The organism is Streptomyces camponoticapitis, from assembly GCF_014646115.1.
Classification (GTDB): domain Bacteria; phylum Actinomycetota; class Actinomycetes; order Streptomycetales; family Streptomycetaceae; genus Streptomyces; species Streptomyces camponoticapitis.
This window is the reverse complement of record NZ_BMMV01000006.1, coordinates 98,623-120,779: the sequence shown is the minus strand read 5'-3', so window position 1 is coordinate 120,779 and position 22,157 is coordinate 98,623. Positions and strand designations below refer to the sequence as shown.

The window sequence follows — 22,157 nt, the reverse complement described above, 5'->3', positions numbered from 1 at the left end:
CCTCTCCTCCGTACCCCCGAAAGGGGTGGCCCACCATGTCCGACACCGGACCCAAGCGCACCGCCATGAACCGCAGATCGTTCGCCCTGGGCGTCGCCGGCGTCTCGGCGACCGCCGCGTTCGGCCCCGCGGCACCCGGATCCACGGCACACGCCGCCGACCTGCCGTCCGCACCCGGCCGGCACGGCTCCTTCTTCCACGAGCAGACCCTCTGGGACTCCGTCGACGGCCCGCTCGTGAACTACCACGTCCACGCGCTCGCGGTCCTTCCCGACGACACGGTCCTCGCCGTCACCGAGGGCCGCCACGAGGTGTGCGACGCCGGGCCGCGCGATCTGCTGCTGCGCCGCAGCACCGACGGCGGCAGGACGTGGGAGGCGAGCCGTTCACTGGTCACCTCCGCCGACGGCGAGTCCTGGGGCAACCCGGCGCTGGTCGTGGACCGCGAGACGCGGGAGGTCTTCCTCTTCTACATGCTCTCGCTCCGCCTGCCCCAGAACACCTCCTGCTCGGGCGACTCCGGCGATCTCTACGTGATCTCCAGCCGGGACAGCGGCAGAACCTGGGGCGAAGTGCGCAACCTGGCCGGGCTGTTCGACGGATTTCCCTACAACTGGGCGCTGCACGGCCCCGGTCCCGGCCACGGACTCCAGCTCAGGTCGGGCCGGCTGCTGCTCAACTGCTCACACCGCAGGGTGATCGTCGGCAACACCGTGGCCGAGCGCTACTACGGCGTCGCGCCGATCTACAGCGACGACCACGGCGCCACCTGGAGGGCGACCGGCGAGGTGCCCGTACAGGTCAAGTACCCCATAAACGAGGCGCGGATGGTGCAGCGCTCCGACGGCACCGTGCTCGTGAACGGCCGCGCCGCGGCGGGCGGCGAAGGACAGCGCATCGTCTCCGTCAGTTCGGACGACGGTACGACCTGGTCCCAGCCGGCGTTCGACGGCGGGACCGGCTCGTTCAACGCGGTGGACGCCGGCCTGCTGCGCTACACCGGCGGTCCAGGCAGCCGCGACACCGACCGGGTGCTGTTCAGCCGCCCGGACTCGCCCGTCAGATACAACATGACGGTGTCGGTCAGTTACGACGAGGGCATCTCCTACCGGTACCGGCGGGTCATCAACGAGAATCGTTCCTTCTACTCGGATCTCGCCCGGCTCTCCGACGGCACCATCGTGCTGCTCTACGGCTGCGACGGTGATCTGGCGAGCGCCCCGCGCCGGGTCAACGTCTGCCGGTTCTCGCTCGACTGGCTGACCCGTGGCCGTGACAGCCTGCGCCGCGGGCCCCGCCACCGGGAGACCGTGATCGCCCTGTCCGACACGGACCGCAAGGTCACCGGCGGCGCCGTGAGTACCGTCGCCGATCCACTCGCGCGGCGTGGCGAGCGTCTGGTCCTGACCCCCGAACTGGTGGGCGGCGCGGTCGAGTTCACCTTCCGGGTGCCGCGCACCGGCGAGTACGAACTGCTCCTGCGGCACTACCGGTCGGCGGACGGCGCACTGGCCACCGTCACCGTGAACGGCACCAACCTGCCCGCCCACGTGATCGACACCACCGCGCAGTCGGCGGACGGCTTCGACCTGGCCCGTATCGGCACCACCCGGCTGCGCGCCGGGCGGCACACCGTGCGGTGCGCGGTGACGGGTACCGGCAGGGGCGGCGGGACCCTGCTCGGCCTCGACTCGCTCAGCCTGGTCGAGGCGCCGGGCTCCGCCGACGTACGCGCGGAGGTCGTCGTGGACAACGACCGGCTGGGCTTCGCGGTCGTCACCGGAAGCTGGCCGACGGCGACGGCCGACCCCGGCTTCTGGGCGGGCAACTACCGCACGGCGCCCGCCGGTTCGGGAGAACGGATGGTGCGCTGGCGCCCGGCCGTGCCCCAGGACGGCGTGTACGAGATCCAGACGTCGTACCCGCCGGGTGCGGGCCGCGCGGGCAACGCCCCGTACACCGTTGTCCACGCGGACGGAACCGCCACCGTCCGGGTCGACCAGCGGGTGGCGGGAGCCGCCGATCCGCGCGGCGGCTCATGGGTCACGCTCGGCGAGTACCCGCTGCGGGCCGGTCTCGGCACATCGGTCGAGCTGGCCAACGACGCCGACGGGACGGTGGCCGCCGACGCGATCCGGCTGCTGGGCCCGCGGTCCTGAAGCGGCGCGGGGGACGCCCTGGCCCCGGTCGCCCGTGAACGGGGCCAGGGCGTACCGCGCCGATGACGTGGGGAGCGGTTACCGCGACACCTCGGCCCGTGCCGCCGCCAGGAGCGCGTCGGAGAGCGGGTCGCCGTGGACCGCGCGGGCCAGGATCACCGCTCCGACCATCGTGCTGAGGCGCGCGAGGCCGTCGTCCGCCTCGTCGTCGCCGGCCATCTGCCGCGCGAAGGCCCGTACCCCTTCGGTGTAGGTGTACCGCGCGGCGCTGCCCGCCGCGCCGCGCGCCATGTCCACGGCCAGACCCGCCGTGGGACAGCCGCCCGCCATGTCGTCGCGGTGCTCGGGGGAGAGGTAGTCGTCGACGAATTCGCGGAGGGCCGCCTCGGGATCGCCGTCGTGTGCTCCCGTCGAGGCGACGCGCTGCTCCTCGGCGCCGTCGAACGCGCGGGCAGTGGCCTCGTCCACCAGGGCTTCCTTGGAGTCGAAGTGCTTGTAGAAGCCGCCGTGGGTGAGCCCGGCGGCCTTCATCAGGTCGGCGACGCTGACACCGTCGGTTCCCTGTTCCCGGAAGAGACGGGAGGCGGTGCCGACGATCCGGCGGCGGTTCTCCTGCGCCTGCTCCTTCGATACGCGGCCCATCAGCCACCTCCCTGAATAAATGTTCGATGACATCTATCATACGCCCTCCCTTCTTCCGTTTTTAGATGATGCATGTAATCTAAATCTTGGCGCGCGACCTGAAGAGGTCGTGCGCACCTATGAAGGGATCAGGCATGGAACTGAACAACGCCGTAGCGGTCGTCACGGGCGCCAACCGAGGGCTGGGCCGGCGGATCGCCGAGCAGCTGCTGGAGCGGGGCGCGAAGGTGTACGCCGGAGCGCGTCGCCCCGAGACGGTCGACCTTCCCGGCGCCGTACCACTGCGTCTGGACATCACCGATCCGGAATCAGTCCGTGCCGCGGCCGCTGCCGCACCCGACGCCACGCTCCTGGTCAACAACGCGGGTATCTCGACCCACACGCCGCTCATGTCGGGCGGGATCGACCGGATCCGGCTGGAGATGGACACCCACTTCTACGGGACCCTCCAGGTGACCCGTGCCTTCGCGCCCGTCATCGAGGGCAACGGCGGTGGCTCGATCCTCAACGTCCTCTCGGTGCTGTCCTGGGTCCACCCGGCCGGATACGGCGCGTACAGCGCGGGCAAGGCTGCGGCCTGGTCCCTGACGAACTCGGTCCGCGAGGAGCTCGAACCGCGCGGTATCCAGGTGTCCGCCCTGCACGTGGGCTACATGGACACCGACATGGCCGATTACGTCGACCCCTCCCGGAAGACCGACCCGGCGGCCGTCGCCGCCCAGGTCCTGGAGGCGCTGGAGAAGGGCACCCCGGAGGTCCTGGCCGACGAGCTGACCCGCCAGGTCAAGCAGGGACTGGGTGTGGTGACCGGCTGACAGGCCGGCCCGCCCACCCGGGCGCGACCACACCGGACGGTGGACGGATCAGGCCTCCAGGGGTTCGGCGTAGCGCCGGAACTCCGCGCGGTCCCGATGCATCCCCCAGAGCGTGTCGGCGAGCACTGCCGGGTCCTTGCGTGGATGCCCCGGACTGATCGCGCCCGGGATGATCAGCTGCGTCGCGTGGATGTTCTCGTGCGCGAGGGCGTCGTGGAGCATCTGCGCGTAGGCGCTCTCGCCGGCGAACGCGATGGAGGTTCCCGCGCGATCGGGGTGCGGCTGGACGGCGGTGCCGCCGTTGATGAACAGCACCGTGCCGCGGCCGAGGGTGCGCATCCCGGGAAGGACCTGGCGGACGGCCGTCATCGGACCGACCACGGAGAAGGCCAGCGGGGCCTCGATGTCCGCCGGGGCGGTCTCCAGGACCGGCTTCATGAAATCCCGGTGGGGGATGGGGCTGTACTGGAGGACCTCGACCGTACCGAGGTCCGTGGCGGCCGCGTCCAGGGCCGCGGAGAGAGCGGCCGGATCGCGTACGTCGGCGGCGAACCCGCGCGCGTTCACGCCTTCACCGCCGAGTTCGGTGGCGAGGGCGTCGACGTGCGCCTTGGTACGGGAGACGAGCGCGACGTCGAAGCCCTCACGCCCGAAGCGGCGCGCCACGGCGCCGCCCAGACCGCTGCCTGCTCCGACGATGGCGATGGTGGTCATAGGGGGTCCTTGTCGTGAGAGCGGTGCACGGTGGAGTCGTGACGGTGGCCCGCCGGAGCGCGGCGGGCCTCAGCTCCGCGTGTTCAGCGGGGGACGAGCTTGAGGGTCGCGGCGCGGGCGCCGTCGGCCACCATCGGATCGACGTAGCTGTCGCTGAAGCCGCCGTACTTGCTGCGGTAGGCCCGGTCGATCCGGTCGTTGAGCGCCGGGTCGTCCTCCTCCACGAAGGTGACGTCCTTGTCCACGCCGCCGGCGGTGATGTGGCCCGCGTGCCGCGCGGTGGCCGCGCGGAACCAGACGCCCTCGCGTCCGTTGAAGGCGCGTACGTGCAGGTCGTCGCCCTCGCGGACCACCCAGATGGTCGTGGGCGGGCGCGGTGTGTTGTCGTCGCCGCTGAGGGGAGCGATCTCCAGTTCGTCGGCGCGTTCGATCTTGTTCAGCTCGTCCTTGGTCCAGGTGGCCATGGGGCGGTCTCCTTGTCGGCGGAGTCCCCGGAGCCGGATCCGTTCGGCTCGGTCGACTCGGTCGGGTATGACGGTGTACTCCGTTCCAGCCTGGCGACCATGACCCATCACGCGCACCTCAACGAGCTGGGCCGATTCCGTGAGACCGCCGCGCCCGACTGGGCCCCGCGCCGTTGGCCTGCCCGGCAGCCGGTGCCCGCCGCCCCGGGCGCGGCTACTCCATATGGATGAAACCCGGCCGCCCCGAGTGGCGCGGGCCGTCGGGCGGACATGCAGGGCACCGCTCAGAGGCGCGGCCAGGGCCTTCCGCCGAGCCGCTCGATGTCCGTGTTGAAGCGCTTCAGATACGCGGCGAACGCGGCGATGTCCTCTTCCGGCCACTCGGCCATGACCCGGTCCAGGGACCGCACGATGGCCTCCCGCTCCTCGTCGAGGACGCGCGCGCCCTCGTCGGTGATGCGGAACTTGCGGGCCATGCCGCCGTCGGGGTCCGGGATGCGCTTCACGTACCCCGCGCGCATCGCGGCGGCCGTCTGCCGGTTCAGGGTGGAGGCGTCGAGTCCGAAGGCGTCGCTGAGTTCGCCGATCGACATCGGGCCCTGGAGGCGAATGCGGCTGAGCAGGATGTAGGCGCTGCGCTCCAGTACGCCGTCCTTGCGGCGTCCGCCCATCTGGTTCAGAAACGTGTGGCGGCTGAGCAGCATCTGCTCGTACTCGACCTCGTGCGTGGCCCCGACCATGCCTGTGTCGCCTCCTGCCTCTCTTGCCGGGCCATTGTCGCATCACGCCCGCATGGCCCGGACATCATCTTCTCATCTTTGTGCAGCGTGCACGTAAAGTGCTCGATACACATGATATGTATGATGCACATGATCTTTTCGGATAAGACAGCCCTAGGAGCCCCCTTTCATGGACGCCCCACAGCTCAGATTCCGCTCGGGCGGTGTGGTCGCGACGCTGGCACTCGCCGGCACCACGGCCGCGATCATGCAGACACTGGTCACCCCTCTTATCGCCGACCTCCCGAAGATCCTGAACACCAGCGCGTCGAACGCCACTTGGGTGATCACGACGACCCTCCTCGTGGCGGCCGTCTGCGTCCCGGTCGTCGGCCGCCTGGGTGACCTGATCGGCAAGCGCCGCATGCTTCTCGTCTGCTCGGTGCCGCTGATCGCGGGTTCGGTGGTGTGCGCGCTCTCGTCCTCGGTCCTTCCGATGATCATCGGACGCGGGCTCCAGGGCATGGGTATGGGCATGGTGCCGCTGGGCATCGCCCTGCTGCGTGACGTCGTCCCCACGGAGAAGCTGAGCTCCTCCATCGCGCTGGTGAGCGCCTCCATGGGAATCGGTGGCGGCCTCGGCCTGCCGATCGCCGCGGCGGTCGCCCAGTACGCGAACTGGCGTGTTCTCTTCTGGGGCTCCGCCGTGCTCGCCACGATCATCGCCCTGCTGATCTGGTTCCTGATCCCGACCGTGCCGGCCGGCGCCAAGGGGCAGCGGTTCGACGCGGTCGGTGCGGTCGCCCTCGGCGCCGGTCTGGTCAGTCTGCTGCTCGCGATCTCCAAGGGGGCCGACTGGGGCTGGGGTTCGGGTACCACGCTGGGTCTGTTCACCGCCGCCGTCGTCTTCCTGGTCGGCTGGGGCATCTGGGAACTCCGTACGAGCGACCCGCTGGTCGACCTGCGCACCACGGCCCGTCCCCGGGTCCTGCTCACCAACATCGCGTCGATCTTCGTCGGGTTCGCGATGTACGCGAGCATGCTGGTGATCCCGCAGCTGCTCCAGTACCCGGAGGCCACCGGCTACGGGCTCGGGCAGTCGATGCTGGCCGCCGGCCTGTGGATGGCCCCGGGCGGCGTGATGATGATGATCGTCTCCCCGCTCGGCGGCAAACTGACCAACGCCCGGGGCCCGAAGCTCACGCTCCTCAGCGGAGTCCTGGTCATCGCCGCGGGCTACGGGCTGTCGCTCGCGCTGATGGGGTCGGCCTGGGGGATCATGCTGGCCATCATGGTGATCAACAGCGGTGTGGGCCTTGCCTACGGCTCGATGCCCGCGCTCATCATGAGTTCGGTCCCGCTCTCCGAGACGGCCGCCGCGAACAGCTTCAACGCGCTCATGCGCTCACTCGGCACCTCGGTGGGCGCGGCGGTCATCGGCATGGTCCTGTCCCAGATGACGACCGACATCGGCGGCTTCAGCATCACTTCCGAGAGTGGCTTCCGCACCGGCCTGCTGATCGGCTGCGGCGTCGCACTCCTCTCCGCCGCGATCGCGGCCGTCATCCCCGCGGTGCGTAACGCCTCCGTCGGCCTGGAGAAGACCCACGCGAGTTCCGAGCCGGAGAGGTCCTCGGTCCAGGCGTGAGCGAGCCCGCGCGAGGGAGCGGTGCCCCGGGGCCCGCTCCCTCCGACGGACCTACGCCGTGCCCGGCGACGCCTGCCCCCGTACCGGTGCCTGTGCCTGGACCACCGCGTCCAGCGCGTTCAGACGGCGGCGGAGCGTGAAGCGGTGACCGGCGAGGGACGCCAGTGGCGGTACGAAGCCGAACGCCTGGAACACCAGGGGCACTTCGTCACTGGTGGCCTGCGTGCCGTACACGGCCACCGAGACGGCGAGGAGCAGCATCGAGGCGAAGTACCACCCGATCGCGGCGATCGTCGCCGACGTACGCGCCCGATGGCGGTTCTCGGCTAGCCACACCAGCTGGTCGGTGGGCGGAGCCCAGCCGTCGCCGCGGCCACGCTCCCACAGACCGGTCAGAAAGCCGACCTCCGCCGGCTCCGCGCCGACGAAGAGCAGCGGGATCAGCCGGCCGTCCGCGGTCAGGACCATCGTGCGGGACGACGCCGGGGTCCTCTCCGGCCCGAGATCCAGCACGTCCCGCCACGCGATCCGGTGCGTACCGAACAACCGCCGTGCCACCAGCCGGTCTTCGTACACCACCGTCCGGCCCCGCCACGCCCCGACGAGCCCGAGGAGCACCGGCGAGAGCAGGGCGGCCATGCTGAGGACGAACAGCACCGGGAGCCCGTCCAGGAGGAGGGGCGCGAGGACGAGCTGCGTCGCGCCCCCGCCGAACACCAGGGTCCCGAAGGCCAGTAGGACGCCAGGCAGGCGGTACTTCTTGACCGGAGCGGTCGGGGGGGCATTCGTCATCCGCCCATGCCACCACAACTTCCCGGCGGTCGGCGCGAGTCGCTGTCGGACCTCCCCCGGAGCTTCACGGTCGCCGCCCGTCGCCACGCCCGAGCGGTCCCGGGGGCGTGGTCCTCGTCACGGCACGTACCGTATCGCCGCACGTACATACGTACGGCGGTGGAGTGCGGCGCCCCGCGCTGACGCCGTCGTGGACCACGGCCTGCGTCAAGTGCCGCCCGCCGTAGGCGTGGTGGGGGCGGTCCGGTCCGTGCGGGGGGTGACGGCCACGCACACCAGCCCCGCCACCGCGGGCACCAGCGGGACCACCATCGCCCAGGGCGCGGACGCCGCGTACACGAGCGCCCCCGCGGCCGCGCCGCCGGTGAGCGCGAGAAGCCGGGCCACCGAACCGAGATCCGCGCGGCGTTCGCCCGGCCGTCCGACGGCGTGCGCGACCACCTGGGTGAGCGTGCCGGTGAAGTACGTTCCGGGTCCGCCCGCGGCCCCCGCTCCGGCCAGCGCCGCGGACTGGATCCCCATGGCGGCGGCGAGCACGACGAGCACGACATCGAGCCACGGCCGCGCGGGCGCCCCGTCGGCCGCGCCCCACCCGACGGCGACGCCCGCGAGGAGTACGACCTCGACGGCGAGACACCGCACGACCGCGCGCGGCCAGCGCGCCCCCGGCTCTTCCGGCCGGCGCCGGGCGAACGGCGCCACGGCCGCGACCCCCGCCACATAACCGCCCAGCGCCAGCAGCGGCGCGGCCGGCCCGCCCTCGTGGCCGGTCCCCGTCAGGGACAGGCCCAGCAGCACCAGGTTTCCGGTCATCACACCGGCGAAGACCTCTCCCAGCACGGTGAACGCCAGCACGTCCACCACCCCCGAGACCCCTGCGAAAAGGATCAGCGCACCCCACTGGGCCCGGCCCGGACGCACCGGTTCGGTCGTCGACACCCCGTAACACCGCCTTCGCGTCCGCTGCCCGAAGAGGCCACCAATACGGTGCGAGGGCCTGGCCCGCACCACGCCGAGCCGCTCCCGCGGACCCGCTCACCCGTCCGGCGCACCTACGGCGTGCGTAAGGCGAGGGGCCGGTCGGCGCGGGGCCGTCCGACGCAGGCCTGAAGCCGCGTCAGCTCTCCGTGGGGTCCTCCGCGTTGCGCCAGACCGTGAGGTCGATGGTGACGTAGTTACTCGCGTCGTTCTCACGGGACTTGCCGCGGTACGTCACCACACCGATGTGGCCCGCGTCGCTGAGCACGCAGATCTGCGAGCCGTCGCCGAGCTGGTCGAGGGTGATCTTCTCGGTGTAGCGGGTCTCCGTGCGGCACGTCTCCAGGGAGCCCTTCTGCGAGTTGTTCAGCAGGACGAGCTTGCCGTTGGCGGTACCGACCCAGGCGTCCCCGAACACTCCGTCGACGTCGTAGTAGAAGTCTCCGTCGCCGTAGGAGGCGTCGCCGCCGTCGACGGGGCGAGGCGGGTTGTCGCCGAGCATGACCTGGTAGTTCTCCGTCATGTCGAGACCCGTGTACGAGGCCGGTTTCGGGTCGGGCCGCTTCTTCCCCCCGCCCGACGCGTCGTCGCTGCCCGTACTCTCACCGCCCGAACCGCTGCCGCCGCCTGCTCCACTGGAGCTGTTGCCGGGCGACTTCGACTCGTCGTCGCCTTCCGAGCCGTTCGGCAGCAGGGACCCGACGACCGCCAGGACGACGATCGCGCCCACGACCGACGCGGCGACGATCAGCCCGGTCCGCTTCGACTTGGGCGGCTGCGGGGGCACATAGGGAGCGTGCACCACAGGAGGCGGGGTGTGGTAGCCCGGCGGAGGCGTGCGGTGCATCGGGTGGCCGGGCATCGGAGGCACCGGACCGGGAACGCCCGGCGCGTTCTGCGTCGGCGCGGCGGACGGGGAGAACGCGGTCGGCGCGTACGGGTTGGGGTTGACCGGCCCCGGTCCCGGATTCTGCGGCGAGAACTGGGTCGGCGTCGGCGCGACGGTGGGCCGCGGTGGCGGGGTCTTGGCCGGTTCGGGCAGCCGCAGCCGCTCCGTGATCGATCCGGCGACCGACTGGGGCAGCCAGTCCTCGCCCTGGCGCAGCGGTTCGGGCGAGATCTCGTGGCAGAGCTCGATGATCTCCGTCAGGCTCGGCCGGGCTTCCGGGTCGCGAGTCAGACAGCGGGTCACCAGGGGTAGCAGCTCCGCGGGCACCCGGCTGAGGTCGGGATCCTCGTGCACGATCCGGTAGAGCACCGCGTGCGAAGACCCCTCACCGTAGGCCGGTGAACCGATCGCCGCGAAGGCGGCGATCTGGCCGAGGGCGAAGATGTCGGTGGCGGGCCCGACCGTACCGGCCGCCGCCTGTTCCGGTGCCATGAACGCCGGGGTGCCCACGCTGACCCCGGTGCCGGTGAGCGCGGTGGTCTCCGCGGCGCGGGCGATACCGAAATCGATCACGCGGGGGCCGTCGGAGGCGAGAAGCACGTTGGCGGGCTTGAGGTCACGGTGGACGATGCCCGCGCCGTGGATGACATGGAGGGCCTCGGCGACCCCGACGGACAGCAGCAGCACGCTCCGCAGCGGCAGCGCGCCGTGCTGCGCCACTGCGTGGGCCAGCGAGGGACCCGGCACATACGCGGTGGCCAGCCAGGGCTGCGAGCCCTCGGTGTCGGAGTCGATGACCGGCGCGGTGTACAGACCCTGCACCCGCTGCGCGGCCTGGACCTCCCGCTGGAAGCGCCGCCGGAACTCGGGGTCCTCGCTGAACTCGGGGCGGATCACCTTGATGGCGATGGGCCGGCCGCCCGGCGTGTAGGAGAGATACACCTTGCCCATACCGCCCGTGCCGAGCACGGCCGCGAGCCGATAGCCACCGACGACGGTCGGGTCGCTCTGTTCGAGCGGTTTGAAAAGGTTGGCCGAAGGTGAACTGGTCATGGCGATCATCCCCTGTTTACGGCAGTTCAGCTCCTGCCGATGCCCCGAAGTCAACCGGGAGCGTATCGACTTTCCATCGGTGTCCTCACCACGTACGGCAACAACCCTGCAACAACGGGGCTTTCCCGGCCGTGTCGGTCCCGCGGGTTCGCGCATTGCCAGGATCCTTCGCGTCGCCTACCGTTGCAGCGTGCATCCAGGTGTAAGGCTCGTGACGCGCATTCATGTCGACCTTCTGCGGTCGGCCAGTGCCCTCTGTCTTTAGTGCCACCTGACGCGTAGTCGCGTTCAACGCCGCGCGCGCATCCGAATCGCCCGGGGTCCACTCGGCAAGGCCCCCATCACCGCGGCGGTATCCCCTCTTCTGTGGCCCCTTTCTCTTCTCACCGCACCGTGCTTCGCCGTGGGCTGCCCTCTGACGTGGGCCGCCCGGGCGCGGCGGCGCGCGTGATTCCCCACTGAGCGAGCACGGCGAGCACGGCGGACGCATCGAGCACGGCCGCCCGCTCGACAGTGAATCGGAGGACTGACATGAGCGACGAATATCTCTGGTACATCCCCAACACGGTCGAGCCCGGCCACCGCGGTGACGACACCACCGACGGGTGGGGCACGCTCGGCTTCTCCACCGAGATCGCCCGCGCCGCCGAGGACCACGGCTGGGGCGGAGCCCTCATCGGTACGGGATGGGGCAGGCCGGACACCTTCACGGTGGCGACCGCGCTCGCGGCCCGTACCACCACCTTCAAACCGCTGGTGGCGATACGCCCCGGCTACTGGCAGCCCGCGCACTTCGCGAGCGCCGCGGCCACTCTCGACCAGCTCAGCGGGGGACGCCTGCTGGTCAACATCGTCAGCGGCCTCGACAACGCGGGCGCGTACGGCGACGGAGAGAGCGACCCGGCCCGCCGCTACGACCGCACACGGGAATTCCTCCAACTCGTGCGCCGGCTCTGGACGGAGGAGAACGTCAGCTTCCGCGGCGAGTTCTTCGGCGTGGAGGGCTCCACCGCGAGCCCCCGCCCGTACGGCGCCGAGCACGGCCGCACCCCCAGGCTCTACTTCGGCGGCGCCTCAGCCGCGGCCGAGGCGGTCTCGGCCACCGAGGCGGACGTCCAGCTCTTCTGGGGAGAACCCCTCGACGGCGTGGCCGAGCGCATCGGCCGTCTCAGGAAGCTGAGCGAGGACCTCGGCCGTACCCACGCGCCGCTGGAGTTCGGACTGCGCATCACGACGCTGGTCCGGGACACGACCGAGGAGGCCTGGCGCGACGCCGAGGCCAAGGTGGCCCAGCTGGCCGGTGTCCGTGACACGACGATCGACAAGGGGCGGCGTCGGGCCGTCGGCCAGCAGCGGCTCTACGACCTCGCCGAGCGCGGAGACGTTCTGGACTCGTGCCTCTACACGGCTCCGGGGCGGGTCGGGGGCGGCGGCGCCGGGACCACCTGGCTGGTCGGCTCCCCTGACGATGTGGCCGCCGCGTTGCGGAAGTACGGAGAACTCGGCATCACGCACTTCATCCTCTCGGACACCCCGTACCGGCCGGAGGTGGCCCGTATCGGAGACCAACTGCTGAGCCGGCTGCGGGAACGCCACCCGGTGGCGTGAGGGCGGCCCCCGTCTCAGGGGGGCAGCGGGCGCCGCAGGGCGCTCCGGCCGGCGCGCCACGCGTTCAGCAAGCGGGCCGCCAGCCGGTCCTCCACGAGCACGGTGGCCCGGACGCCGAAAGCGACATCGGGCTCCAAGTGCGGCTCGTCGGCCAGCAGCCCCGCGACGACCTCGCGCCGCACGACCTGTTCGTGGACGGCGTCGGCCTCCACATGTTCGTCGTAGAAGTGCTCGGCGGCGGGCCCCGCGCCGGTCCGGCGCATGGCCTGCGCCAACCGCCGGGACCCCGGGGAAGAGGTCACCTCCACCACGGCGAAATGGCCCACGAGGGCGCCCCGGCGCGCCCGGTGCAGCCCGAGCGTGGACATCAGGTTGACGGAGGCCAGGGCCTCGGCGGGGGTCGCGTCCACGTAGTGGCCGTAGCGGATGTCCAGATCCAGATCCGCCATGAGATCGGCGAAGAGCCGTGCGTGGATGGACTCGGGGTGGCCGGCGCCGAACTCGTCGAACTCGACGGCCACCATGCCCGCCTTCGCCCTGCCGTGCAGCCGGGGGAGAACCCAGGCGTGCGGGTCGGCTTCCTTGAGGTGGTACGGCGAGCGCAGCGCCGCGTACTCGCGCAACTGCTCACGGGTGCCTTCGCGCTGAAGGAAGTGGGTCATGCTCGTGGGGTCGTGGCCCCTGGGCTCGACGAGCAGCCCGGCCAGGGCCTCGTCCACGGTGTCGCCCTCGCCGCCGGGTGCGGCCTCCCGTACGGCGCCGAGGAACCGGTCCTCCAGGTGGTGGCGCAGACGCAGCAGCTCCGGGTCCCACTCCCGCCGGTCGTCGACCCCGTCGAACCCCTGGTAGTGCAGCTCGTACAGGACGTGGAGAGCCAGTTGCAGATCGTCACCGAAGGGGTCCGCCGCCGCCACCGTCTCCGGCGTGATCGCGACGGCCCTTCCTTCGCCCAGTGCCGTACACACGGAGGCCGAGACCACGCCCCGCGCCTCTGGCAGCGGCGGGCTCAGCGCGCGTGACTCACGGTACGTCGCCACCGTCGCGCCCTCCCTCCTCCTGGGCTCCGCTCCTCGCTCCGCGGCCGTCCGCCGGGTCCAAGCGCTCCTCGCCGCGCGCCCGGCGGCGATGGCTCGTGTCGCACCACGGGTAGGAGCGGCTGCGGCGGCAGACACAGAGGGCGACCACGAAACGGTTCGAGACGCATGTCTTCCCGGCTCTGTCGACCGCCTCCACCGGGCCCTCCATGAGGACCGGCCCGTCGCGGTCGACCGAGACACGGCGGGGGCGCGGGGGCGGGTGTCCAGACGAGTTCGGCACGGTTGACCACCAGCTTTTCCTTGTCCGCCACGTCGCGGGCGGCCCGTGCGTCGTGCGGCACGAGCCCCCTCACCTTCCAAGCTCCCCCCAAGTACGCGGACGCACCACCCGAGGACCGGTCCGTGGAGGGCCCGCCCTTCATGAAGAAATCCTCATCCCGGCTTCATGCCGGCGAACGTCCCGGTCGCCAGGATGGGCGGCATGGCCTTCTCACTTCGTCTGGCCGCCCTGGCGGCCGTCGTCGTCGTCCCTCTGGGGATCGCCGCGACCAGCTACGCTATGACCGACGGTCCTGAGGCGCCCAAGGTGCCCCCCGGAGTACAGCTCGACGACACGCCGAGCGGCACCCCGAGTGGTACGCCGAGCGACCCGGGCGGCGCCGGACCTGGAGGGCCTTCGCCCACCGGCTCGCCCACGGGTCCACCCACCGGTTCGCCGGACGATTCACCCGGCGACGACATCGTGCCCGGGCCGTCCGCCGGCGACGGTGACGACGATGACGACGACTTCGGTGATGACGGTTGACCTTCCCAGGATCTCCGCCCGCGTGCGGATCCTGCTGTGGCTGCTGGTGGTGATGGCCGTGGCCCTCGGGGCGGTGGCCGTCACGGTGCGCTCGATCCTCCACCGGGACGTGGAACACCGCATGGTCGGATTGCTGTCGCAGGAGACGGGCGAGTTCGCCAACTTCGTGGAGCAGGGCGTGGATCCGGAGACCGGCCGGAGTTTCGGCGACACCCGCAGGCTGCTCCAGACCTTCCTGCGGCGGCAGTACGCGGACAGGGACGAGGAGTTGCTGGGGCTGCCCCACTCCTCCGCGAGCCGGCCCGACGTCATCCGGCAGCGCCGTGACTTCCCCGACCATGTGGCCCTGTGGCGGGACGACGTCGCGCTCTCCCGGATCCTGGCGTCCAAGGACTCCTCCGGCACACTGCACCGTGCACAGGGGGAGCTGCGATGGGCCAAGGTCACCATCCGCCCCCTCGGTGACGCCCCGCCGGGAGCCTTCGTGGTCGCCCTCCACGCGGACCGCGAACGGGCCGTCGCCGACAAGACGTTCTGGACGCTGCTGGCCCTGTCGGGCATGGCGCTGATCCTGGTGAGCGGCATCGGCTGGGCCGTCGCCGGCCATATCCTCGCCCCCGTCCGGGTCGTACGGAAGACCGCCGCCGAGCTGACCGAGCGGGATCTCACACGCCGTATCCCCGTCGAGGGACGTGACGACATCGCGGCGCTCGCGGAGACGTTCAACGGAATGCTCGACCGGCTTGAGCAGGCGTTCGCCGCGCAACGGGTCTTCGTGGACGACGCCGGGCACGAGCTCCGTACTCCCATCACCATCGTGCGCGGGCATCTGGAGCTGATGGGCGACGATCCCGCGGACCGGGAAGAGACGATACGTCTCGTCACGGACGAACTCGACCGGATGAGCCGCATCGTCGAGGACCTGCTGCTGCTCGCCCGGGCCGAGCGGCCCGACTTCGTCCGCCCGGAGCCGGTCCAGCTCGCGGAGCTGACGGCGGACGTCTTCGTCAAGGCGCGGACGCTCGGCGAGCGGGAGTGGCTGCTCGACGGAGTCGCCGACCGCGAGGCATCCCTCGATCCGCAGCGGATCACCCAGGCCATGGTCCAGCTCGCGCAGAACGCCGTCCAGCACACCGTGCCCGGCCAGCGCATACGGATCGGCTCACGGGCGGACGGCGAGCGGATCGAGCTGTACGTCGCCGACAACGGCCCCGGCATTCCGCCCCAGGACGCCGAGGTCATCTTCGAGCGATTCCGGCGCGGTACCGCCCGCCGGGGCACCCGCACCAGTGGCGCCGGACTCGGACTGGCCATCGTCAAGGCGATCGCGGAAGGCCACCACGGCCGGGTCGAGCTGCGCCGTACCGACGGCGGCGGCGCCACCTTCGTACTCATCCTGGAGACGGGCTCATGAATCGCATTCTCATCGCCGAGGACGAGGAACGGATCGCCTCCTTCGTGGAGAAGGGGCTCCGGGCCAACGGCTTCACCACCGCCGTCGCCGACGACGGCGACTCCGCGCTGCACCACGCCGTGTCCGGCGGATTCGACCTGGTGCTGCTCGACATCGGCCTGCCGGGGCGGGACGGATTCACCGTCCTGCGGGAGATGCGCGAGGCACGCGTCACGCTGCCCGTCATCGTGCTGACGGCCAGGGACTCCGTACGCGACACCGTGGCGGGACTCGAAGGCGGCGCCGACGACTGGATGACCAAGCCCTTCCGCTTCGAGGAACTGCTGGCGAGGGTCCGGCTCCGGCTGCGTACGGCGGCGCGCGCGCCGGAGGTCACCATGCTGCGCAGCGGCAGCCTCAGTCTCGACCTGAGGACGCGGCGCGCACGGGCCGGCGAGCGGACCGTGGATCTGACGGCGCGTGAGTTCGTGCTGCTGGAGATGTTCCTGCGCCACCCCGGTCAGGTGCTGTCACGCGAGCAGATCCTCTCCCATGTGTGGGGCTACGACTTCGACCCCGGCTCCAACATCGTGGACGTTTATGTGCGGGCGCTGCGGCGGAAGTTGGGGGCGGAGCGGCTGGAGACGATACGGGGCATGGGCTACCGCATGCCGTGAGCGCGAAGGACGGCGGAGGACCGCGTACACGTGCGCGGGGCCCGGGCCGACGGGACCGCCACGCACATGAAGCGGCCTTCACCCAAGGCTCATTCGGGTCTCACCGCCCACCCCCAGGCTGATCGTCGTGCCCCTGTCTCTCCGGCAGACCCTCTGCCTCTGCGCCGTTCTCAGCCTCTGCGCCCTGCTCGCCGTGCCGGGAAACTTCCCCGGTCTCAGCGGCGACGCGCGGCTCACGCTCATCGTCTTCCCCCTCGCCACCTGCGTCTGGATCGCCACCTCGGTGGACGACACCTACGTCGCACTCGGCGCCGGACTCGTGCTCACCGCGACCGGGGTGATCAGCAGCGAGACGCTCTTCGCGACGCTCGGCGACGAGACGGTGTGGCTGCTGATATGCGCGTTCGTCCTGGCCACCGCCGTCACCAAGACCGGACTCGCGGGCCGCGCCGCCGCCTTTCTGGTCGGCGGGGCAGCCACCGTACGGCAGTTGGTGCATCTGACGACGGCCGGGCTGGTCGTCACGGCCTTCGCCGTGCCGGCGACCTCGGGCCGTGCCGCGCTCGCCCTGCCGGTCTTCCTGGCGCTCGCGAAGGCGCTCGCCGACCGGACCCGGCTGGTGGTGATGCTCGCGCTCCTCTTCCCCACGGTGATCCTGCTCTCCGCCGTCGCCACACTGATCGGCGCCGGCGCGCATCTGATCACCGTCAGTGTGCTGTGGGAGCGGACGGGAGAAGACCTGGGCTTCGTCGCCTGGCTGATCCTCGGGCTGCCGCTCGCCGTGGTCTCCTCGCATCTGGCCGCCGAGCTGGTGCTGGTGACGACGACCCGGCGGGGCGACCGGACGGGGCCCGTACGGATCACCACGGCACAGATCCAGGAGCACTCCGACGCACCGGTCGAAGGACCGCTCACCCCGTCGGAGGCCCGGTGTCTCCTGCTGCTGGGGACGGTCGTCCTGCTGTGGTGCGGCGAACCGCTCCACGGTGTGTCGCCCGCGGTGGTCGCACTCATCGGGGCCGTGGTCGCCTCCTCACCGGCGCTGGGCACGGTGCGCCTCAAGGACGGTCTGCGTACGGTGCCCTGGCCACTGCTCCTCTTCATGGCCGCGACCATGGCGATGGGCACGGCGCTCGCCGAATCGGGGGCCGCCGACTGGCTGGTGGGGTGGGTGCCGGGCGGGGCGTCGGTGCCGCCGTGGATGTTTCTCGCCGGTGTGATCGTGATCAGTACGGCGGCGCATCTCGCACTCCAGTCCCGTTCCGCCAGGTCGTCCGTGCTCGTCCCGCTGGTGATCGCCGCGGCGCTCGCCGCCGGCGTCAATCCGGTCGCCGCGGCGTTCGCCTCGACCGCCGCCGCCGGTTTCTGCCACACCCTCCCCGCGTCTGCCAAGCCGGTCGCGCTCTTCGCCGACCTGCCCGCCGGCACTCCCACGTACACCCCGCGCGACCTCCTGCGGCTCTCGGCCGTACTCGCGCCGCTCACCGCGGCACTCGTGCTGCTCTTCGCCCTCGCCGTCTGGCCGCTGCTCGGCGTGCCCGTCCAACTGGAGACCCAGCCATGAGCTACCGCATCGTCATCGCCCCCAGCGGTTTCAAGGAGTGCCTCTCCGCGTCCCAGGTGGCCGAGTCCATCGCCGAAGGCGTCCTGCGGGTGATCCCCGACGCCGACATCGATCTGATTCCGCTGGTGGACGGGGGAGAGGGGACGGCGGAGGCACTCGCCGTCGCCGGTGGCGGCCGGCTGGTGCGGCGCACCGCGACGGGCCCGGTCGGGCGCCCTGTCAGCACGCACTTCGCCCTCATCGGCGAGGACGGACCCGGACCGATCACCGCGGTCGTGGAGATGGCGGCGGTCGCCGGTCTCGCCCTCGTACCGGCCGACCGGCGTGATCCGGCGCAGACCACCACGTACGGCGTGGGTGAGCTGATCCGGGCCGCCCTGGACCTGGGAGCGCGGCGCGTACTCGTCGGCTGCGGGGACTCCGGCACGTCGGACGGGGGCGCCGGAGCGCTCCAGGCGCTCGGGGCGCGAGTGACCGACCACCGTGGCCGCGAACTCCCGCCGGGCGGTGCGGCGCTCGTGGAACTGGACCGCGTCGACGCGTCCGGACTCGACCACCGCCTCGCCGGCACCGAACTGCTCGTGGCCTGCAACCCCTTCAACGTGCTGTGCGGTGCCCACGGCGTGGCGCGGGTGTTCGGGCCGCAGAAGGGCGCGACCCCCTTCGGTGTGGAGGTGCTGTCGACGGCCCTGGAGCGCTGGGCGGCGGTCCTCACCCGCGATCTGCCGCCGGGGATCGATCTGCGGACGGCCCCCGGCACCGGCGCGTCCGGTGGTCTGGGGGCGGGACTCGCCGCGCTGGGCGGCCGGCTCCTGCCCCGCTTCGAAGTCCTGCTCGACCGGCTCGACCTGGACGCCAGGCTGTCGCGCGCCGATCTGGTGATCACGGCCGAGGGGGCGCTCGACCACCAGACGGTACGGGGCAAGATCCCCGCGGAGGTCGCGAGCCGGGCGCATGCGGCCGGGGTGCCGGTGTTCGTACTCGCGGGCACGATCGGGCCGGGCGCGCACCTGGTGCGGGCGATCGGCGTCGACGCCTACAGCGCGATCCTGCCGGCCCCGATGTCGCTGCCCGAGGCGATCGAGGGCAGCAGCGAGATCCTCGCGGACGCCACGGAGCGCTCCCTGCGGATCCTGGAGCTGGGCACGAGGCTGGCCGTCCGGGCGGCGTGAGGCGTCGGCGGTGTGCGGCGCCGGCGGTGTGCGGGCCCGGTCCGGGCCGGTGTCCGTGCCGCTCGGTGAGGGATTCGAACCGGCGTGGCCAGAGGACGGTCACTCGGCGCCGGAAGGAGTATCGGCGGTGACGCCGACGACGCGTGCCACCGCCTCGACCACCGTACGGCGCCGTTTGCGGCGGCTGATCGGCGCGGCCAGGGCCGAGAACTCCGGGTTCATCGTCGCCCATGACGTCGAGAGCGCCTGGATCAGTGCCAGCAGCTGCACGGCGCTGAAGTGGGACGGGACCGATCCGTCGTCCTGCGCGGCGGCGATGCGGCGGACGCGGAGATCGTTGGTGTCGATCAGGGTCTGGAGAGGCGTGGCCCCGGCGCGCTCCAGGCGGTACCAGGTCGACAGCCGCAGCCGCTCGGGGTCGTCGGCGAAGTGGTCGAACATACGGCCCGCGTACGCCGGGAGATCGTGCGCGTCGAAGTCGACCTCGGCGAGGGACTCCTCGACGTAGTTTCTGAAAACGGCGTCGAAGAGCTGTTCCTTGTTCCCGAAATACGTGTAGATGCGTTCCTTGCTGCTCGCCGCCCGCTCGGCGACGCGGTCCATGCGGGCGCCCGCGATCCCGTACGTGGCGAACTCGTCGGTCGCCGCCTTCATGATGCGGGCTCGTGTCGCGTCCGGATTGCGGGGCATGGACCCAGCTTACCTACCAACTAGTAGGTTGCCAACCGGTGTGGGGCGAGGCACCATGGAAGTACCAACCAACTAGTACGTAGGTATTAAGGAGCGCATCATGGCACGCCACACCTGGCTGATCACGGGAAGCTCCCGCGGCATCGGGTACGCACTGGCCAAGGGGGCGCTGGAGGCCGGCGACAACGTCGTCGCCACCGCCCGCCGGCCCGAAAAGCTCGCGGAACTCGCCGACACCTACGGCGACCGCGTCCGTACCGTCGCCCTCGACGTCACCGACCCGGAGGCCGCCCGCACCGCCGTCGCGGTCGCGGTCGAGGCGTTCGGCTCGCTCGACGTGGTCGCCAACAACGCCGGCCAAGCCAACTCCGGGGCCATCGAGGACATGGACCCGGCGGACTTCCGGGCCCAGATCGAGACCAACCTCTTCGGTGTCGTCAACGTCACCCGCGCGGCGCTGCCGCACATGCGGGCACGGCGCACCGGTCACTTCCTCCAGTTCTCCTCGATCGGCGGACGCGTGGGAGGCACCGCGGGCATGGGCGCCTACCAGACCGCCAAGTTCGCCGTCGAGGGCTTCTCCCAGGTCCTGAACACCGAGGTCGGGCCACTCGGCATCAAGGTCACCATCGTCGAGCCCGGCGCTTTCCGCACCGACTGGGCCGGCTCGTCCATGACCCTCCTGGAGCCCAGCCCCGACTACGAGCAGACCGTCGGACGGATGCACGCCTACCGCCGGGAGAACGAGGGCAAGGAACAGGGCGACCCCGCCCGCGCCGCCCGCGTCCTGATCGACATCGTCAACAGCCCCGAGCCCCCGCTGCGGATCCTGCTGGGCGCCGACGCGGTCACCTACGCGGAGAAGGCATCGAAGGAACGTGCCGCCGAGGCCGCGCGGTGGGCCGACGTCAGCGGCTCCACCGCGTTCCCCACGGCGGAGGCGGCCGTCTGACGACAGCACGGGTGCGGAGCCATACCCTCCGGCGACCTCTCCCGGGCCTTCGCGGCGCGCCACGTCGACTCACCCGCCGATCCCCGGACGGGGTGGATCCGTCCGCCGGACCAGGCCGCCGGACACCGGCGCGGCGCCGGGATCGCGGTCCCCGTCCTGGTGGCGCAACACCCAGTCGTCGAGGTCGCGGGCCGCTTCGAGCGGCGCGGCGGCCAGGTAGGGCCGCCACCAACTCCCCACGCCCGCCGGAGCCTTCGTCTCGCCGGAACGCGGCTCCTCCCCGAAACGCTCGAAGGCGGCCGCGGCTTCGCAGAACCGCAGCGCGGCCGCGAGGACCTGGGCGGCGTCGGCCGACGCGGAGCCCGCCGAGCGGGCGGTACCGTCGGGCCTCAGCTCGTACTCGCCGATCGGGACCGCGGTGCGGGCGAGTTCGGCCAGCTCGTACGCGGCGAAGGCCATCTCCAGCCTCGCCCGCGCAGCGTCCGTGTACGGCGCTCCCGTGCCGCCCTCGGCCTCCGCGGCCATGTCAGCCGCCCCCCGTCGCGCGCAGGAAGTAGAGGACGGTCATGGTGACGGCGACGGTCAGGATGGTGCCGCGCAGGAACCGCGCGGGGAGTCGGCGTGCGAGGTGGGCGCCCGCGAAGCCGCCGGCCACCCCGCCGAACAGCATCGCGGTGAGGATCAGCGGCCTGCCGAGCGCGTCCGAGGCGACGAGGAACAGCGTGGTCGCACTGAGATAGACGGCCGCGACCTGGGCGATCCGCATCGCGTTGCCAGCCGCCGTGTCCAGACCGAGCCCGATGCTCCACAGCGCCAGCATCATGATGCCTATGGCTCCGCCGAAGTATCCGCCGTACACGGCAAGGACGAACTGCGCGATCAGCAGAGCCCGCGCGCTCATGCCGGTACCGGCCGAGCGGCCCGTCGCCGCGCTCAGCGCACGCGAGAAGGGGCGGCCGAAGGCGAGGACCAGCGTGGCGAAGGCGAGCAGCCACGGCACCGCCGCGCTGAACGAGGCCGTCGGCAGGGTCAGCAGCAGGCCGGCACCGACCGCGCCGCCGATCACGCTCACCGCCGTGAGCGAGGTGGTGGATGTCCCCCCGACCGGGGTCAGTTCACGCCGGTAGACCCACGCACCCGCCAGGGCCCCGGGCACGAGGGCGATGGTCGACGACGCGTTCGCCGTCACCGGGGAGAGCCCCGCCGCGACGAGCGCGGGCAGCGCCACGAACGTACCTCCGCCGCCCACGGCGTTCAGCGTTCCGGCGACGGCACCGGCCAGCAGGACGAGCGCGATCTCGGTCACCCGCCGAGCATCACCCGGTTCCCCGGCGGTTCACAATGCGTCATTGCCGCACCCAGCCTCAGCCCCTGCCTTAGGCTGGA

23 protein-coding genes are annotated in these 22,157 nt (G+C 71.6%); 11 read left to right on the top strand and 12 right to left on the bottom strand.

Features of this window, described 5'->3' with window-relative positions:
* Positions 1-35 precede the first annotated feature (35 nt).
* Positions 36-2,159 carry a golvesin C-terminal-like domain-containing protein gene (locus IEY79_RS11290; RefSeq protein ID WP_189107267.1) on the top strand — a complete coding sequence of 708 codons (2,124 nt, stop codon included), beginning with the start codon at positions 36-38 and terminating at the stop codon, positions 2,157-2,159.
* Between the two features lie 78 nt (positions 2,160-2,237).
* Here the strand turns inward: IEY79_RS11290 and IEY79_RS11285 are convergent, their stop codons facing one another.
* On the bottom strand, positions 2,238-2,801 hold the full coding sequence (locus IEY79_RS11285) for a TetR/AcrR family transcriptional regulator (RefSeq protein WP_189107266.1): 564 nt from the start codon (positions 2,799-2,801) through the stop codon (positions 2,238-2,240).
* Positions 2,802-2,935: 134 nt separating this feature from the next.
* Between IEY79_RS11285 and IEY79_RS11280 the strand changes: the two genes are divergently transcribed.
* Positions 2,936-3,616: an SDR family oxidoreductase gene (locus tag IEY79_RS11280; RefSeq protein WP_189107265.1), complete on the top strand. Its 681-nt coding sequence runs from the start codon at positions 2,936-2,938 to the stop codon at positions 3,614-3,616.
* A 48-nt stretch (positions 3,617-3,664) separates the two neighbouring features.
* Here the strand turns inward: IEY79_RS11280 and IEY79_RS11275 are convergent, their stop codons facing one another.
* The 3 genes from IEY79_RS11275 to IEY79_RS11265 all read right to left on the bottom strand — a co-directional run bounded on the left by IEY79_RS11275 (position 3,665) and on the right by IEY79_RS11265 (position 5,534).
* A complete protein-coding gene (locus tag IEY79_RS11275) occupies positions 3,665-4,330 on the bottom strand; it encodes an SDR family NAD(P)-dependent oxidoreductase (protein WP_189107264.1) in 666 nt (221 codons plus the stop codon).
* An 83-nt stretch (positions 4,331-4,413) separates the two neighbouring features.
* On the bottom strand, positions 4,414-4,794 hold the full coding sequence (locus IEY79_RS11270; protein WP_189107263.1) for a DUF2255 family protein: 381 nt from the start codon (positions 4,792-4,794) through the stop codon (positions 4,414-4,416).
* Between the two features lie 284 nt (positions 4,795-5,078).
* A complete protein-coding gene (locus IEY79_RS11265) occupies positions 5,079-5,534 on the bottom strand; it encodes a MarR family winged helix-turn-helix transcriptional regulator (protein ID WP_189107262.1) in 456 nt (151 codons plus the stop codon).
* A 169-nt stretch (positions 5,535-5,703) separates the two neighbouring features.
* Between IEY79_RS11265 and IEY79_RS11260 the strand changes: the two genes are divergently transcribed.
* Entirely contained in the window at positions 5,704-7,161 is a 1,458-nt protein-coding gene (locus IEY79_RS11260) for an MFS transporter (protein WP_189107261.1), read from the top strand.
* Positions 7,162-7,212: 51 nt separating this feature from the next.
* Here IEY79_RS11260 and IEY79_RS38010 read toward each other — a convergent pair whose 3' ends face one another.
* The 3 genes from IEY79_RS38010 to IEY79_RS11245 all read right to left on the bottom strand — a co-directional run bounded on the left by IEY79_RS38010 (position 7,213) and on the right by IEY79_RS11245 (position 10,882).
* Positions 7,213-7,953, bottom strand: coding sequence for a PH domain-containing protein (locus tag IEY79_RS38010; RefSeq protein ID WP_189107260.1), 741 nt, complete (start codon positions 7,951-7,953; stop codon positions 7,213-7,215).
* A gap of 207 nt (positions 7,954-8,160) precedes the next feature.
* A complete protein-coding gene (locus IEY79_RS11250; protein WP_189107259.1) occupies positions 8,161-8,892 on the bottom strand; it encodes a YoaK family protein in 732 nt (243 codons plus the stop codon).
* Between the two features lie 178 nt (positions 8,893-9,070).
* The gene (locus IEY79_RS11245) at positions 9,071-10,882 is read right to left on the bottom strand and encodes a serine/threonine-protein kinase (RefSeq protein WP_189107485.1); all 1,812 of its coding nucleotides are present in this window, start codon (positions 10,880-10,882) and stop codon (positions 9,071-9,073) included.
* On the opposite strand from IEY79_RS11245, the gene IEY79_RS38370 reads away from it, so the two are divergent.
* Together IEY79_RS38370 and IEY79_RS11240 are read left to right on the top strand one after the other, a co-directional pair.
* Complete coding sequence (locus IEY79_RS38370) at positions 10,872-11,138, top strand: putative leader peptide (protein WP_373292519.1); 267 nt, start codon at positions 10,872-10,874, stop codon at positions 11,136-11,138. The two genes, IEY79_RS11245 and IEY79_RS38370, sit on opposite strands and share 11 nt — an antisense overlap.
* A gap of 266 nt (positions 11,139-11,404) precedes the next feature.
* Positions 11,405-12,481, top strand: a complete 1,077-nt coding sequence (locus IEY79_RS11240; RefSeq protein WP_189107258.1) for an LLM class flavin-dependent oxidoreductase — start codon at positions 11,405-11,407, stop codon at positions 12,479-12,481.
* A gap of 14 nt (positions 12,482-12,495) precedes the next feature.
* Here the strand turns inward: IEY79_RS11240 and IEY79_RS11235 are convergent, their stop codons facing one another.
* Positions 12,496-13,518 carry an iron-containing redox enzyme family protein gene (locus tag IEY79_RS11235; protein WP_189107257.1) on the bottom strand — a complete coding sequence of 341 codons (1,023 nt, stop codon included), beginning with the start codon at positions 13,516-13,518 and terminating at the stop codon, positions 12,496-12,498.
* The gene (locus IEY79_RS11230) at positions 13,502-13,798 is read right to left on the bottom strand and encodes a CDGSH iron-sulfur domain-containing protein (protein WP_268240588.1); all 297 of its coding nucleotides are present in this window, start codon (positions 13,796-13,798) and stop codon (positions 13,502-13,504) included. The genes IEY79_RS11235 and IEY79_RS11230 overlap by 17 nt, the downstream gene beginning before the upstream one ends.
* 201 nt (positions 13,799-13,999) lie before the next feature.
* On the opposite strand from IEY79_RS11230, the gene IEY79_RS11225 reads away from it, so the two are divergent.
* The 5 genes from IEY79_RS11225 (at position 14,000) to IEY79_RS11205 (ending at position 19,129) form a co-directional block, all read left to right on the top strand.
* Complete coding sequence (locus IEY79_RS11225; protein WP_189107256.1) at positions 14,000-14,323, top strand: small hydrophilic protein; 324 nt, start codon at positions 14,000-14,002, stop codon at positions 14,321-14,323.
* Positions 14,295-15,737, top strand: a complete 1,443-nt coding sequence (locus IEY79_RS11220) for a sensor histidine kinase (RefSeq protein ID WP_189107255.1) — start codon at positions 14,295-14,297, stop codon at positions 15,735-15,737. The genes IEY79_RS11225 and IEY79_RS11220 overlap by 29 nt, the downstream gene beginning before the upstream one ends.
* Positions 15,734-16,393 (top strand): response regulator transcription factor, encoded by a 660-nt coding sequence (locus tag IEY79_RS11215; RefSeq protein WP_189107254.1) that lies wholly within the window; start codon positions 15,734-15,736, stop codon positions 16,391-16,393. The genes IEY79_RS11220 and IEY79_RS11215 overlap by 4 nt, the downstream gene beginning before the upstream one ends.
* A gap of 127 nt (positions 16,394-16,520) precedes the next feature.
* Entirely contained in the window at positions 16,521-17,957 is a 1,437-nt protein-coding gene (locus IEY79_RS11210; RefSeq protein ID WP_189107253.1) for an SLC13 family permease, read from the top strand.
* Positions 17,954-19,129, top strand: a complete 1,176-nt coding sequence (locus IEY79_RS11205; protein ID WP_189107252.1) for a glycerate kinase family protein — start codon at positions 17,954-17,956, stop codon at positions 19,127-19,129. The genes IEY79_RS11210 and IEY79_RS11205 overlap by 4 nt, the downstream gene beginning before the upstream one ends.
* A gap of 99 nt (positions 19,130-19,228) precedes the next feature.
* On the opposite strand, the gene IEY79_RS11200 is transcribed toward IEY79_RS11205, so the two are convergent.
* On the bottom strand, positions 19,229-19,819 hold the full coding sequence (locus tag IEY79_RS11200) for a TetR family transcriptional regulator (protein WP_189107251.1): 591 nt from the start codon (positions 19,817-19,819) through the stop codon (positions 19,229-19,231).
* 100 nt (positions 19,820-19,919) lie between these two features.
* Here IEY79_RS11200 and IEY79_RS11195 point away from each other — a divergent pair, with 100 nt between their 5' ends.
* Entirely contained in the window at positions 19,920-20,771 is an 852-nt protein-coding gene (locus IEY79_RS11195) for an oxidoreductase (RefSeq protein ID WP_189107250.1), read from the top strand.
* Positions 20,772-20,840: 69 nt separating this feature from the next.
* Here the strand turns inward: IEY79_RS11195 and IEY79_RS11190 are convergent, their stop codons facing one another.
* Both IEY79_RS11190 and IEY79_RS11185 read right to left on the bottom strand, forming a co-directional pair.
* The gene (locus IEY79_RS11190) at positions 20,841-21,296 is read right to left on the bottom strand and encodes a hypothetical protein (RefSeq protein ID WP_189107249.1); all 456 of its coding nucleotides are present in this window, start codon (positions 21,294-21,296) and stop codon (positions 20,841-20,843) included.
* Position 21,297: 1 nt separating this feature from the next.
* Positions 21,298-22,077 carry a sulfite exporter TauE/SafE family protein gene (locus IEY79_RS11185; RefSeq protein WP_189107248.1) on the bottom strand — a complete coding sequence of 260 codons (780 nt, stop codon included), beginning with the start codon at positions 22,075-22,077 and terminating at the stop codon, positions 21,298-21,300.
* Positions 22,078-22,157 lie beyond the last annotated feature (80 nt).

Coding starts and splice junctions, on each gene's coding strand:
- IEY79_RS11225 (WP_189107256.1), top strand. CDS start 14,000: ATGGCCTTCTCACTTCGTCTGGCCGCCCTGGCGGCCGTCGTCGTCGTC.
- IEY79_RS11220 (WP_189107255.1), top strand. CDS start 14,295: ATGACGACGACTTCGGTGATGACGGTTGACCTTCCCAGGATCTCCGCC.
- IEY79_RS11205 (WP_189107252.1), top strand. CDS start 17,954: ATGAGCTACCGCATCGTCATCGCCCCCAGCGGTTTCAAGGAGTGCCTC.
- IEY79_RS11260 (WP_189107261.1), top strand. CDS start 5,704: ATGGACGCCCCACAGCTCAGATTCCGCTCGGGCGGTGTGGTCGCGACG.
- IEY79_RS11215 (WP_189107254.1), top strand. CDS start 15,734: ATGAATCGCATTCTCATCGCCGAGGACGAGGAACGGATCGCCTCCTTC.
- IEY79_RS11265 (WP_189107262.1), bottom strand. CDS start 5,534: ATGGTCGGGGCCACGCACGAGGTCGAGTACGAGCAGATGCTGCTCAGC.
- IEY79_RS11190 (WP_189107249.1), bottom strand. CDS start 21,296: ATGGCCGCGGAGGCCGAGGGCGGCACGGGAGCGCCGTACACGGACGCT.
- IEY79_RS11245 (WP_189107485.1), bottom strand. CDS start 10,882: ATGATCGCCATGACCAGTTCACCTTCGGCCAACCTTTTCAAACCGCTC.
- IEY79_RS11200 (WP_189107251.1), bottom strand. CDS start 19,819: ATGCCCCGCAATCCGGACGCGACACGAGCCCGCATCATGAAGGCGGCG.
- IEY79_RS11270 (WP_189107263.1), bottom strand. CDS start 4,794: ATGGCCACCTGGACCAAGGACGAGCTGAACAAGATCGAACGCGCCGAC.
- IEY79_RS38370 (WP_373292519.1), top strand. CDS start 10,872: ATGGCGATCATCCCCTGTTTACGGCAGTTCAGCTCCTGCCGATGCCCC.
- IEY79_RS11195 (WP_189107250.1), top strand. CDS start 19,920: ATGGCACGCCACACCTGGCTGATCACGGGAAGCTCCCGCGGCATCGGG.
- IEY79_RS38010 (WP_189107260.1), bottom strand. CDS start 7,953: ATGACGAATGCCCCCCCGACCGCTCCGGTCAAGAAGTACCGCCTGCCT.
- IEY79_RS11290 (WP_189107267.1), top strand. CDS start 36: ATGTCCGACACCGGACCCAAGCGCACCGCCATGAACCGCAGATCGTTC.
- IEY79_RS11280 (WP_189107265.1), top strand. CDS start 2,936: ATGGAACTGAACAACGCCGTAGCGGTCGTCACGGGCGCCAACCGAGGG.
- IEY79_RS11275 (WP_189107264.1), bottom strand. CDS start 4,330: ATGACCACCATCGCCATCGTCGGAGCAGGCAGCGGTCTGGGCGGCGCC.
- IEY79_RS11240 (WP_189107258.1), top strand. CDS start 11,405: ATGAGCGACGAATATCTCTGGTACATCCCCAACACGGTCGAGCCCGGC.
- IEY79_RS11285 (WP_189107266.1), bottom strand. CDS start 2,801: ATGGGCCGCGTATCGAAGGAGCAGGCGCAGGAGAACCGCCGCCGGATC.